14 protein-coding genes are annotated in these 12,204 nt (G+C 40.5%); 5 read left to right on the top strand and 9 right to left on the bottom strand.

Annotated features, from left to right (window positions below; all coding sequences use genetic code 11):
* Nucleotides 1-2 precede the first annotated feature (2 nt).
* Nucleotides 3-557 (bottom strand): elongation factor P, encoded by a 555-nt coding sequence (efp, locus tag HYS07_01520; GenBank protein MBI1869855.1) that lies wholly within the window; start codon nucleotides 555-557, stop codon nucleotides 3-5.
* A gap of 233 nt (nucleotides 558-790) precedes the next feature.
* Between efp and HYS07_01515 the strand changes: the two genes are divergently transcribed.
* Nucleotides 791-2,080: a radical SAM protein gene (locus HYS07_01515; protein MBI1869854.1), complete on the top strand. Its 1,290-nt coding sequence runs from the start codon at nucleotides 791-793 to the stop codon at nucleotides 2,078-2,080.
* 155 nt (nucleotides 2,081-2,235) lie between these two features.
* Here the strand turns inward: HYS07_01515 and HYS07_01510 are convergent, their stop codons facing one another.
* The 8 genes from HYS07_01510 to HYS07_01475 all read right to left on the bottom strand — a co-directional run bounded on the left by HYS07_01510 (nucleotide 2,236) and on the right by HYS07_01475 (nucleotide 7,887).
* A complete protein-coding gene (locus tag HYS07_01510; GenBank protein MBI1869853.1) occupies nucleotides 2,236-3,228 on the bottom strand; it encodes an MCE family protein in 993 nt (330 codons plus the stop codon).
* A 27-nt stretch (nucleotides 3,229-3,255) separates the two neighbouring features.
* Complete coding sequence (locus tag HYS07_01505) at nucleotides 3,256-4,047, bottom strand: ABC transporter ATP-binding protein (protein ID MBI1869852.1); 792 nt, start codon at nucleotides 4,045-4,047, stop codon at nucleotides 3,256-3,258.
* Nucleotides 4,048-4,207: 160 nt separating this feature from the next.
* Nucleotides 4,208-4,969: an ABC transporter permease gene (locus HYS07_01500; protein MBI1869851.1), complete on the bottom strand. Its 762-nt coding sequence runs from the start codon at nucleotides 4,967-4,969 to the stop codon at nucleotides 4,208-4,210.
* A 4-nt stretch (nucleotides 4,970-4,973) separates the two neighbouring features.
* On the bottom strand, nucleotides 4,974-5,324 hold the full coding sequence (locus HYS07_01495; GenBank protein MBI1869850.1) for an STAS domain-containing protein: 351 nt from the start codon (nucleotides 5,322-5,324) through the stop codon (nucleotides 4,974-4,976).
* On the bottom strand, nucleotides 5,308-5,715 hold the full coding sequence (locus HYS07_01490) for an ATP-binding protein (GenBank protein MBI1869849.1): 408 nt from the start codon (nucleotides 5,713-5,715) through the stop codon (nucleotides 5,308-5,310). The genes HYS07_01495 and HYS07_01490 overlap by 17 nt, the downstream gene beginning before the upstream one ends.
* A 224-nt stretch (nucleotides 5,716-5,939) precedes the next feature.
* Nucleotides 5,940-7,238 (bottom strand): SpoIIE family protein phosphatase, encoded by a 1,299-nt coding sequence (locus tag HYS07_01485; protein MBI1869848.1) that lies wholly within the window; start codon nucleotides 7,236-7,238, stop codon nucleotides 5,940-5,942.
* 8 nt (nucleotides 7,239-7,246) lie between these two features.
* Nucleotides 7,247-7,657 carry a putative toxin-antitoxin system toxin component, PIN family gene (locus tag HYS07_01480; protein MBI1869847.1) on the bottom strand — a complete coding sequence of 137 codons (411 nt, stop codon included), beginning with the start codon at nucleotides 7,655-7,657 and terminating at the stop codon, nucleotides 7,247-7,249.
* Nucleotides 7,654-7,887: a ribbon-helix-helix protein, CopG family gene (locus tag HYS07_01475; GenBank protein MBI1869846.1), complete on the bottom strand. Its 234-nt coding sequence runs from the start codon at nucleotides 7,885-7,887 to the stop codon at nucleotides 7,654-7,656. The genes HYS07_01480 and HYS07_01475 overlap by 4 nt, the downstream gene beginning before the upstream one ends.
* A gap of 139 nt (nucleotides 7,888-8,026) precedes the next feature.
* On the opposite strand from HYS07_01475, the gene HYS07_01470 reads away from it, so the two are divergent.
* The 4 genes from HYS07_01470 to HYS07_01455 all read left to right on the top strand — a co-directional run bounded on the left by HYS07_01470 (nucleotide 8,027) and on the right by HYS07_01455 (nucleotide 12,077).
* Complete coding sequence (locus tag HYS07_01470) at nucleotides 8,027-8,635, top strand: hypothetical protein (GenBank protein MBI1869845.1); 609 nt, start codon at nucleotides 8,027-8,029, stop codon at nucleotides 8,633-8,635.
* A 96-nt stretch (nucleotides 8,636-8,731) separates the two neighbouring features.
* Nucleotides 8,732-10,369: a type IV pilus assembly protein PilM gene (pilM, locus tag HYS07_01465; protein ID MBI1869844.1), complete on the top strand. Its 1,638-nt coding sequence runs from the start codon at nucleotides 8,732-8,734 to the stop codon at nucleotides 10,367-10,369.
* A complete protein-coding gene (locus HYS07_01460) occupies nucleotides 10,366-11,139 on the top strand; it encodes a hypothetical protein (protein ID MBI1869843.1) in 774 nt (257 codons plus the stop codon). The genes pilM and HYS07_01460 overlap by 4 nt, the downstream gene beginning before the upstream one ends.
* A complete protein-coding gene (locus HYS07_01455; GenBank protein ID MBI1869842.1) occupies nucleotides 11,136-12,077 on the top strand; it encodes a hypothetical protein in 942 nt (313 codons plus the stop codon). The genes HYS07_01460 and HYS07_01455 overlap by 4 nt, the downstream gene beginning before the upstream one ends.
* Nucleotides 12,078-12,204 lie beyond the last annotated feature (127 nt).

Here is a 12,204-nt window from a genome sequence, read left to right as displayed (position 1 = left end):
TATTAGCTTCTTCCCAAATATTGGCCCGTTCGAGTGTCCACTTTCACGGCTTCTCCTTCCTTGATGAAAATGGGGACTTGAATTTGGTAACCCGTTTCAACCGTAGCCATTTTCATGACATTGGTCACGGTATCTCCACGGCTTCCCGGTTCTGTCTGGGTAATTTTAAGAATCACGCTGGTGGGTAATTCGGCATCAATCACAACTCCATCATGAATCAAAAGCTTAACCTCTAAATTCTCAGCAAGATAATGGGACCTTTCCCCTATAATCTCACTTGAAACAGAATGGTTTTGATAATCTTCTAAATCTAGAAAATAATACAGCCCTTGATCATGGTACAAATATTGGCAAGGTTTGGGTTCTAGAAATACTTCCTCTACATTATCTTGAGGTCTGAATCTATTTTTAACGGCCTTACCAGTTTTGAGACTTCTCAAAGTTGTCTGAATCATGGCCCGCCAGTTTCCAGGCGTCACGTGTTGAAACTCTTCCACTTTATGGATCTGGCCATTAAACATAATGGCCATCCCGGGTCTTAAATCGCCTGCTTGCATTGTTCCACCATCCCTTTCAGAAGTGTGATAATATAAGTCCCCTTTGAATTTTATGCAAATTAATAATGAGCAGGGGACAACTTAGGAAATCCAAAAATCAAACATCAAAAATCTTGTCGGACAAATCAAAATTTAAAATATCTCCCTTGCAATCGCATTAGAAATTTTTGGATTTTAGTATGTCATTTTGCATTTTGATTTTTGAATTTTAAATTTATAACAACATCATGAACATGAACGCAGTAACAGCAAATTCCAAAGGAGATATCTTCGAGCGACCCGGTTTTTTGATGACCGGTCGCTCAGGAGATCTCTACCGTCTTCCCCTAGAAGAGGAACTCATCGACTTACCCACCAACACCCAAGTTACTTTTCTTCCCAAAAGAATTCCTATCCTTTGGAATCAAAATTTAAAAAAACCTCAACTAGATCCAACTTCGTCAGAAAAAGAAAATTTAACGGCAGGAGCTATTCTTCCCATCGGATATTTAAGAACCCTTCTTCCTGCAACAGCTCCGGTTCAAAAAGATTTTCTCCCTCAATGGGCCTATGCCGCCATCGGTCGCTCAAAGAAAAATGTAATGGGTGCGGCGATTAGAATCGATTCTTCGGATCGGTGGGAGAATCATCATTACAATACCCCCGGGCTTCTCGTAAAAATTGAAAGGCGTCTTTCCAAAGAACCTCAAAATCGCATTCTCAAACAACTGGCCCTCTGCGCCTCGGAATATCATTGCAACACCGCCCAAAATATTTTTTATGAACGCTGGGAAGGAGCCCTACCGGTCTCCCCCGCCTGCAATGCCCAATGTGTGGGCTGTATTAGCTTACAACCTGAAGAACTCCCCCCTTCCAGTCACCAAAGAATCAATTTTGCCCCTTATTTAGAAGAAGTTCTGCCCATTGCCTTATCCCACCTTGAAAAATCTGAAGACGCCATTCTTTCCTTTGGACAAGGTTGTGAAGGGGAACCCCTTTTGGTCAGCAACACGATTGAAAAAGCACTTAAAGAAATCCGATTAAGAACTTCGTTTGGAACCTTGAATTTAAATACCAATGCAAGCCGCCCTCACGATTTTCTTAAACTCTGTCAGGCCGGTCTTGAATCGGTGAGAATCAGTATGAATAGCGCTATTCCAGAAACTTATGCGGCTTACTATCAGCCTCGGGGTTATGATTTTAAAGAAGTGGTTGAAACAGCTCATATCGCTCGAGAGAACGGACTCGCAATATCTATTAATCTTCTCACCTTTCCTGGAGTGACCGATCGAGAAGAGGAGGCCAAGGCCCTGATTACTTTTATTCATCAAACAAAAATTAACGCTATTCAATGGAGAAATCTTGCCATCGATCCGGATCAATACCTACTGGCCTTACCCAAACGCAAAGGAAATATTTTAGGACTTACCACCCTTTTGAAAATCCTCAGGAAAGAATTTCCAAATCTTCATCACCTTTCATTCAGCCGACCGAAAGAATTTTTTAATGAAAATCCAAAAATCAAACATCAAAAATCAAAATGACAGATTAGAATCCAAAACGCATCTTATGTCCAGGTCTGTGAAAAATTTTGATTTTTGATTTGTCATTTTGCATTTTGATTTTTGGATTTTGAATTTATAAGAACAACAAAAATAGACCTTAGAAAAAAAGAATGTTATTTTTATTTTCCTAAATGCTATTTTCCCTCCTTTGATCCAGATTCAGAACTTTTTTTCGCAGAGTAAAGCGAAAATCCTCGTTTGGGGCCCTGATTAACAGGGGCAGGTCTTGGCTTAGACAATAATCTCCAGGGCTCTTCTTTTAGGGTCTTCAAAAATGCTTTTGCGTGTTCTGAAGCCTCTTCTAGATTTTTAATGATGCGATCGATTCCCGGCGTATTTGTTTTTACCAAAGATCGGGCATCAGCAAGAACTCCATCTAAATTTTCGACAGCTTTATTCATTTGATCAAGAGCATTCTGAATTTTTGGGTATGCAATATGAAGTTGATCTTTCAATTCCCCCGAAAGATTGGCCGCATTCTCCATCGTCGCCTTAATTTCTTTACGATTCTCTTCTAATATCTCATTAATCCGCCTGGTAGCTTCCTGGGCCCCTTCCAGAAGCGCTTGAATTTTCCGTTCATTCGCAATTTCTTGAACAATATCGTTCACACGATCCACTGAGGAATGAACCTTTTCCAAAGTGTCCTTGATCTTGGGAATCATTTGGTCCAGTTCCTCTGCAAAATGTTGAATCACCTCCGTCAGCTCCTTGGGAGTAAATCCAGAAATGGTGCTTCCAGGCGGTATAGCCTCGGCATCGATTCCGCCTGGGCTCACCTCAACATATTTTTCCCCCAGAAATCCCATAGAAAGAACCTGAGCTACTGAATCCTTATGAATCACAATGTCTTTACTCACCGAAATCAAGACCTCAACATCTCGGGCGTACTTTCTCCTCTCTTCAGGAGAAAGAGGACGAATTTGAATCACTTGCCCCACTTTAAAACCTGAATAAGTCACAGGGGAGTCTTCCTTTAAATTTCCCACTGAAGAAAAAAGGATTTTAAACTCATGCGTTTCTCCCGCCACACGAACCTGCCCTGCATGAATAAAAAAATAGGCTAAGAGGGCACAGGACACTAAAAACAAAATGGCAACCTTAATACCTGACTTAAAATATTCCATTGAATTTACCTTTCTTAAAAACAGTTCTCACCCTGCCAAACTTTTCAAATACTCGCTGCTATCTCGCTTCATCGGAATCGGACCTTCGGCTTCACCCTTAATAAATTGTTGCACAATCGGATTAGATGAGGATCGAATCTGGTCCGGGGAGCCTTCAGCAATGACCTTTCCTCCATGCATCATCACCATTTGATCGGCAATGCGAAAGGCCGATTGAATTTCATGAGTCACCACAACAGAGGTAATCCCCAATTTTCGACTTAGATCTAAAATCAATTGATCAATCACAGCCAAGGTCACTGGATCCAAACCCGCGCCTGGCTCATCATAAAAAACAAGTTCTGGATCGAGGGCAAGAGCCCGGGCAATTCCAACCCGTTTTTTCATTCCCCCACTGATTTGAGCAGGCATCAAATCCTCAAACCCGCTCAAACCCACCAGTTCCAATTTAATTCGAATCATAATCTGAATGATTTTGTCATTGAGGGCAGTATGCTCCTTCAAAGGAAAGGCAACATTTCCTCCCACAGTCATGGAATTAAAGAGCGCTGCACTTTGATATAAAATTCCAATTTTTTTTCTTAATTGATCAAGATCCGATTGCTTCATCCTTGAAATATCCTGACCCAAAAGCCATATTTCACCTGAATCCGGCCGCAAGGTCCCTACCAAATGTTTAAGGAGGGTGCTTTTTCCGCAGCCGCTCATTCCAAGAATGACAAGAATTTTTCCTTTCTCAATGGAAAAATTCACTTCATCCAGAACCCGACGGGGTCCAAAACTTTTCACAACATTTTCAACCTGAATAACTGGATCCATATTTTCCAACAATGAAAGTCCAAAAATCAAACATCAAAAATCAAAATGACAATGTAAAACTTAAAATATTTCCATTGCAATAGCATTTGAAATTTTGGATTTTAATATGTCATTTTGCATTTTGATTTTTGGATTTTAAATTAACGAGTTCTCGGTTTATTTACAAAAAATAAAATACTGCGTTCCACACGCAATCCACCACAATCACTAAAATGATAGAACAAACCACCGACAAGGTAGTCGCTCGTCCCACTCCCTCCGCCCCTCCCTTAACGGTTAGACCCTGATAACAGCCCACAAAACTGATAAGGGCGCCAAAGGAAAAACTTTTAATGAGTCCGGTTTGAATGTCTTTGATGACAAGGGCTTCAAAAGTTCGTGAATAATAATATGAAGCGTCGATCCCTAAACTAAAATGGCCAATCATATAGCCGCCGATCATTCCAATCATATTGGCAAGAATAGAAAGACAGGGAACCATCAGCGTCAGGGCTAAAAACCGGGGAACCACCAAATATCTCGTCGGATGAACCCCCATGGTCTCTAAAGCCTCTATTTCCTCAGAAACTTTCATGGTCCCTATCTCAGCCGCAATTCCAGCCCCTACCCGGCCCGCTACTACAATCGCCGTAATCAGGGGGCCTAATTCTCGAGTAAAGGAAACGCCGACCAATCCTGCCACCAAGATTTCTCCTCCCAATTTTTTCAATTGATAGGAAGTTAGCATCGCTAAGGTCAGGCCAAGAAAAAAGGAAACAAGGGAGACAATCGTGATGGAACGCACCCCGCCATCTAACATCTGTTTGATAACTTCTTTGACACGATAACTTTTCTTTTGCCAGGCTCCAATCGTGAGCCAATAAAAGGTATTTGCAATGAGAAACAGCATGCTTTCCAAATGACGGAGGGCAAGATTGATCATGATTTTAAAGACCCTTCAAGGCCTGGGCCTCTTCTGGATAAATGGAAAAAACTTTTTCTAAACGTGTAATTTCAAAAAGGCCTTTAAGCGTTGTGTTCATACCAAAAAGTCCAAAAACGATTCCCTTTTTCTTTGTAATCTGAAAAACCTCCACCAAAGTTGCCAACCCCGAACTATCCATGTAAGAAACTTTGGTGAGATTGACTAAAAGGCGTTTAGGATTTTTTGCCAAGACTCCCTCAAATTTTTTACGCACCTGTGGCGATTGATAAAGGTCAATTTCTCCACCCAAATCGACAATCCAGGCCTGGTCTACTTCACGTGTTAAGATTTCAATTTCACTTCTTTTTGCCATATTTAACCATCCTTAAAATATTCATCCCATTGGACCTTTTAAAAATAACTTCATCCATCATTTGCTGTATAAAAAAGAGTCCAAGCCCCCCCGGCCGAACCTGTTCTAAAGAGCGGGACTTCATTTTTTTTAAATCAATGGCTTTACCCTTGTCTTTTAAGAGGATTTCCAACAAACCTTTTTTTATTTTACATTCAAGACTGATGGACTGATTCAACTGGCCGTTATAACCATGCCTCATAATATTAGTACAGGCCTCATCAACCGCTAAGGTCACATTCTGAATACCTTTTCGAGAAAGGCCAAAGGCACTCGCAACTTCTCTCACCATCCCTCGTACAAAACAAAGCCATCGAGGATCACTTTGAAAATCTATTCTAATCGAATTCATGAGAATTGAAAACCTTTCTCTTCAAAATATCAAAAATCAAAAATTAAATATCAAAATGACAAATCAAAATCTAAAATGGTTCCCAAACCTCACAGGATACATGCAATTTCTATGGATGATCACAAGTCAAATTTAAAAATTAAAATTCAAAGATTGATTCGTTTCAAAAATTTTTCATAAATCTCTACCACAATTTTGATTTTTGATATTTGATATTTGATTTTTTACCCCTTATATTTCACTGCTACCACTGTCACATCATCCGGAATCGCAAAATGGCCGCAAAAACGATCGAGTTTGAGAAAAAGGCCCTCTGCCACTTCCTGAGGAGAAGCCGGAGATTCATCGTTAAAAAACTCCTCGAACTTTTCCCATCCAAATTCTTTCCCCTTGGGATTTTTTGCTTCAATCAGACCATCTGTAATCATAATCACCATATCGCCTTTTTCAAGGGTTACTTCTTCCATCGGAATTTTCGAGTGATGAATAATTCCCAGAGCGAGACCTCCCTCTCCCATGACCCGTTCGATTTTCCGGTTTTTAGCTCTATAAATATGAAGGGGCAAATGACCTGCATTGGTAAGAGCAGCCCTTCCCGTCTTCGTATCAATCCTTAAATAAGCCAGGGTCACAAACATTCCCATTGTAGATTTTTTGACCAAACGGTCATTTAAACGCTCAAGTATTTTAGAAATTTCAAAATCTGAAAAGGCCTCCATGCGAAACTCAGTTAAAGTCCTCATCATATAGAGCGCCGCAGGAACTCCACGACCGGTGACATCTCCAATTAAAAATCCCCAGCGATTTTGACCCAGATTCACAAAATCGTAAAAATCTCCTCCAATTTCATGGGCAGATCTTAATTTGGCATAGGCCTCAATGCGCTTAAGTAGAGGAAATTCCCTCTTTAAAAAATTATCCTGAATCTGATGAGCAATTTCCAATTCTTGTTCGAGCGCCTGCTGTTCCAGTTTTTTCTGAGTCAGACGAGCGTTTTCAATCGCAATCGCGGCAAGACTTGAGAAGGCACTCAGAAGCTCCAAATCGTCTTGGGTAAAGGGTCCTCCATGATTAGAGTTAATGACCTCAATCACGCCCGTCACCTGATCTTGAACCAACATCGGAACACAAAGAATCGATCGAGTCCTGAATCCCGTCGTTTGATCAGACCCCTTAAAAAATCGGTCATCTTTTTCAACATCGGGAACGAGCAAAGGCTTTCCCGACTGGGCAACCCAGCCCGCGATCCCCTGTCCCAGCTTCAAAGAAAATTTTCCCTTTACCTCTTCGCCTTTTTCACCCAAAGCTACCTCATATCCCAAAAGCCCAGTCTTAGAATCCAAGATCAGAAGGCTTGAGGCCTGGGCATCCACAACCCGTTTGGCAATTTCCATAACCAAATGAAGGACTTCATCAATTTGAAGAGTGGAAATGACCAGGGTACTCGCCTCAATGAGCCCGTAGAGCTTTTGAATTCTCTCCTCTAAATATTTTGTTGTTTCTGTCTCTGGTGACTTAGGCATATTTATTTTCAATGTCTTCTGTAATATTCTAAAAATTCAGCTGCAGAAATAATAATAGTTTTCCCAATCTTTTTAAGAGGTAAAATATCTTTTTTATCCCCGGAGATTAGAAAATCTGCTTCGGCTTCCAGGGCACATTCTAAAATACGATTGTCCTGCTCTACTCTGTGAATGACTTGAATTCTCTCACGGGGATAGACCAAATTCGACATGTTCGTCAATCGATCGAGAAATTTTTCAGTCTCCCCTTCTGAGTATTTGAATTTAACCATCAAAACTTTTTTAAATTCAGAAAAAATATCTGGGGAAAGGCATAAAGTAATTTCTTTCAGACGAGCAAGACTGATCACATGATCTGGAGGACCCCCTGGAAAGAGTAAAGCCGAAATCAAAATATTCGTATCACAAACAACCTTCACTCACGCACCTGATCCATAAGACGTTCAACGCTTTCTTCCCCCGTTATGCCCATCCGATCCGCCCTGAACGCAATATCTTGCTGCAGCTTCTTCCAGCGCTTATTCTCAAGATAATAACGTAGGGCCTCCTGAATGAGTCCACTCTTCGTGCGATGCTCCTTGCGGGCTTCCTTCTCAAGCTCTTTTTCAAGAAGTTCAGGAAGCGAAAAACTTGTGGTGATCGACCTCATATCATATCCTCTATTAAACTTCATTTTCATTTATACTAAATTTTAATATCCATGTCAATATTTCTTAAATATTTATTGAACACAAGACCGCAATGAAATTCTTTGACACTGTTCTCACGGCTGTTATAAGATTTTTGTAATGATGCCCTCAGCAAATATACGCTCTATCATTATTATTTTACTGTCCTTTCTCATAGGAACGGTTTCTTCCTCTACCTTTGCATCCTATTATTCAACAAAACACACCTCAAACTCTGAATCTATTTTAGAAATAAAGAAAATCAATGTGGATTATCTCGGAAGTAGTCAAGGAGGCTTTGGGGGGTATGAAGCACGAGGACTTGCAGGGCTTTCCACTCCTTCTCATTTAGGAGAGTGGGCAAGAATTGAAGTTGAATATCAAAGCTTCCCGGACTGGACCGATGAAGTCGATCTTGATATTTATGTTCTCATGGATGATGAAGTTATTTTAAAAGGGACTTTAAAGCAAATTAATCTCTCTAGAAAGCATTCTCACAAGGCCGTATTTTACCTTCACCCCACTACCCTCGAGCGATTTAGATCCATTCACAAAATTGCCATTCAAGGATCTTCAGCTGGAAAAATCGAAGACACCCGTCAATGGCCCAGCACAACCCATCAAGAATGGTGGAAAACCGCTTCTATTCGAAAAGGTTTGTTGAAAAAAAGTTTCGAGACTCCATTCTTTCTGAACGATGCTGAAAAATATGAAGATACGGAAATATAACAGTTCAAAGTTCAAAGTTTAAAGTTTAAAGAAAAAAGCAAAAACAAAATTGACCAACGGGTAAACTGACGAACTGGCTAGCAGAATTAAACAATTATGACAAAAAAAGTTTATATTTTCTTTGATTTCGGAAGTCAGAATTTTAAAGCGGCTTCTTTCACTAAAAAAGGAAGGAAACTATCTCTTTTAGAGACTCGAGTCGAAAAAGTTGATTTTCTTCTGTCCGATAATTTTCTTCAGTCTGTGCCCCTCGTAATCCACAAGATGAAAGAAATGTTTGATGCGTTTCACGTCAATCCCCGTTTTGCCCAAATTTATATTTCTTTACCGGGCTCTTTAAGTTTTTGCCGACTCCTCAAGCTTCCTCAGCTCGAGAGCACCAAAATTCATCAAATTGTTCAATATGAAGCGCAGCAGCAAATTCCCTTTCCTCTTGAAGAGGTACTTTGGGATTATCAAGTCCTTGGAAGTCCCGACGAAGAACATTTGCACGTGCTTCTGGCCGCCATTCGTCTGGAAATCGTCCAAGCGCTCCTCTCAGAGTTAAACACCTATCATTTGCAAGTAGAACTCATTGAGGCTGCGCCCATTGCCGCCTATCATGCCATTTCTCAAATGCTAGAGTCCCCTCATCTCACTTTAGGTCTTCTGGACTTAGGCGCTCGATCAACCCATTTGGTCATCCTCGCTCCTCAAACAGCCTGGATACGAACGATTCCGATTGGAGGAGACCACTTTACCCAGGAAATACAAAAGGAGCTCAAACTAGAATTTCAAGAGGCAGAGAACCTCAAATGGGCCAAGGGTTCTCTTTCGAAAACAGATGAAGCCTCTATCATTGAACTAGGTCTCTATAACGCCATGAGTCGTATCTACACTCGACTGGTTGCCGAGATTTCCCGTTCTTTAGGATTTTATAACGCCCAATTTAGTTCTGGAAATATCTCAAAAATGTATTTATGTGGAGGAAGTTCACAAATTAAGGATTTGGAAAGAGCCCTCTCAAAAAAATTCTCTCTTCCCATAGAATTTCTCAATCCCCTCAACAACCCATCGATAGAATATACGCCAGGGAAAGAGTCAGAAAAAAATTCTCTTTTCTTCACAGGCATTATTGGGATGGCTTTACGATCCTTGAAAAGAACCGTTGTTGAAATGAATCTTTTGCCTAAAGGCTATCTCTTTCAAAGAGCCGCAGCCCGCAAGAAAGAACATTTTATTTTATGTGCAGCTGTCATCCTTTTGATCCTGACTTGTCAAATTTTTTACCAACATCAACTGGGGAAACTTAAAGGAGAAAAAATAAGCCATCTGGCGTCAACTCAAAAAGAACTTGAATCCTATTCAACTCAAATCAAAACACTCGAGAATGGAAGCAATCTTTACTCAACCCAAATCCGAGAGGTTAAAAAACTTGTTGGAGAACGGGTTCTTTGGAATAAAATTCTATTGGATTTGCAAAACAACATTCCAGGCAACATTTGGCTAGAAAAACTCAACAGCTCCACCATTCAAAAACCCAATACAAAGCCCCCTGAAAAATCCAAAGGCGCTCGACCCGGAATTTTACTTTTAACGCTCTATTGTAAAACAACTGGAACTTATAAAGATGTTGCAGATTTTAGAGACCTTCTCGAAAAATCCTCACTTTTTGAGGGTGTTCAAATCCGCTCTGCTAATCCGCCTTCTCAGGGAATCCGAGATTTTGTCATTCAAGCAGAGGTTCAAGAATGAAAATGAATCTATCGATTCAACCCCGCCTATTTTTGAAGTCCCCTTTTGCAATCACCCTCACTGGATGCGTTCTCTTATTTTTGTTAGGCTTACTCCTCTTTCGTCATGCACTCTCTTCAAAAGCCCAAAATGAAATAAAACTTGAAAAGCAAGCCCAGGAAGTTCAGCGCCTCGTCTCCACCAGTCCCATCCCTCTCACTCAGACCCATGTTGCAAAATTCAGCCGACAATTTGATGATGTGAAAAGAAAATATGACGACCTCCTTCTTCTTCTAGATACCGCAAGGGTTCCCCCTCTTAACCTTTCTCCTTTGGAATTTAAAGAGGATCTCCTCAAGACACAACAACTTCTCGTTGAACGTGCGAATCTCTGGAATATCAGAATCCCTCATGCCCTGGGTTTTTCTGAATTTGAAGGCGGAAATATTCCACAACCTAAAGAGGTCCCTCTCTTGACGCTCCAGTTTGATGCCATTAAAACACTGGTCAATTTTTTAATTGAATCACGGGTGAGTTCTATTGAACAAATGACTCGTAAAGAAAGCCCCGAGATCACTCTCGCCTCCAATCGAGTGATGTACCAAATGCTGTCTTTCGAAATCGCAGTCCAAGGGTCTCTCTCTAGCCTTAGGGCATTTCTCCAAAAGATCTATGCCTCAAGCTATCTATTTATTGTCAGAAAAATTGATATGGAATCTCAGAAAAATGGGGGTCTATCCATTTTGATTCAAATCGATGCCATCCGGTTAAGAAGAAGGCAGGAATCATGAAACTCCATTTCCTTGAAATTGTAAAAAAGATGATCCTCGGTCATGCTGAAAAAATTTTATTGGTCATACTGATACTCGTGTGGGCTTTTACAGTGGTCCGAGCCACCACTTCCATTATTCATGAAATGAGCCGCGAGGCCCCGATTGATTTTACAATTGCAAATCCAAAGCAAAGTCCCACTTTAAACATCCCTTCTTCCGAGGAATACGAAAGTATTCTCACAACGGTTCAAGAATCGATCCATCTTTCAGAAAAGGACTTGCGGGATATTTTCTCAAAATCCCGTGAAGAAACGCTTCAGCACGAAAAATGGGCCTCTGGAAAATTGGACACGGACCAGGATGGAATGCCGGATGAATGGGAAATCCGCTATAATCTAGACCCCACCGATTTAAAGGATGCCAAGTCGGATAAGGATGAGGACCATTATTCCAATCTTGACGAATACATCGGAGGATCAGATCCAACCGATCCCAACAGCTTCCCAGGTTTAATTAAATTAAAACTGCTTAAAATTTTCAAACAGGGGATTCGGGTAAACTTTTTTGGATACATCAAACTCCCTGACGGAAGTTTTCAAATCCAAATCAACTGGGGAAGGCAAACAGCCTTTTTAAAAATAGATCAAGAAATCAGAGGCTATAAAATCATCGAATTTTCTGAAGAAAGCGAAAAGAAATTTAACCCTCAAATTAATGCGGACGAAATCTTGGATACCTCTCACATCAAAATTCAAAAGAAAGAAGAAAACCCCATCAAATTAGTCGTGGGACATCCTTCCTTTGAAAAGGAACTCTATGCCATCATCGAGGATTCTTCGACTGGAAAACGTTATCAAGTTCATGCAGGGAGCCAAATTAATTCCTACAAAGTCCTTGACATCACTTCCTCCAAAGTTATAGTTTCACGTGATAAGAGAAGCTACACGTTGCAATGAAAAGGGGACGTTCATTGATTCATTGATTTACTAAACATACGTCATAAATTTTATGACAGTTTGCTCTTTGAAAATTGAATTGTTTTGGTGACATCTTGGCTGACGATCTATTCCTTTAAAAAAAAAA

The organism is Chlamydiota bacterium (assembly GCA_016178055.1).
GTDB lineage: Bacteria > Auribacterota > JACPWU01 > JACPWU01 > JACPWU01 > JACOUC01.
The sequence above is the reverse complement of the archived record's forward strand: the minus strand, read 5'-3'. Positions and strand labels throughout refer to the sequence as shown.